The 372-nt window shown below is 29.0% G+C and carries 1 protein-coding gene; it reads left to right on the top strand.

The features are described from left to right. Positions 1-372, top strand: a 372-nt coding sequence (locus tag SB719_RS19165) for a DUF4135 domain-containing protein (RefSeq protein WP_412159602.1), incomplete at both ends; no start/stop codon positions are given.

Here is a 372-nt window from a genome sequence, read left to right as displayed (position 1 = left end):
CCAATCAGCAATCAGTTATTAAAAATAGCTAATAAAACACTAATCTATGAGATAAATAAAAAAAGAATTGAACAAAATCTACATGGAAGTACAAAAGAAGAACGGTATCAATATTTTGTTAAAACTTACTTTGAAAATTATCAAAATCTTTATTCCCTGTTATCTAATTATCCTGTATTAGGTCGTTTAATAAGTGAAACAACAGAGTTTTTATATAAAGCAATCTTCGGTGAATTGGATGATTGGTCAACTGATAGGGAGGCTATCCAACATCAATTCTTAGGTGAAATTCAACTAATAACCGGCATAACCATTATGGGTGACGTTCATAATTCTGGAAAATCAGTACTTAAATTTACATTCAATGAAAAC

Source organism: Pantoea sp. SIMBA_079 (assembly GCF_046940275.1).
Classification (GTDB): domain Bacteria; phylum Pseudomonadota; class Gammaproteobacteria; order Enterobacterales; family Enterobacteriaceae; genus Pantoea; species Pantoea borealis.
The sequence above is the reverse complement of the archived record's forward strand: the minus strand, read 5'-3'. Positions and strand labels throughout refer to the sequence as shown.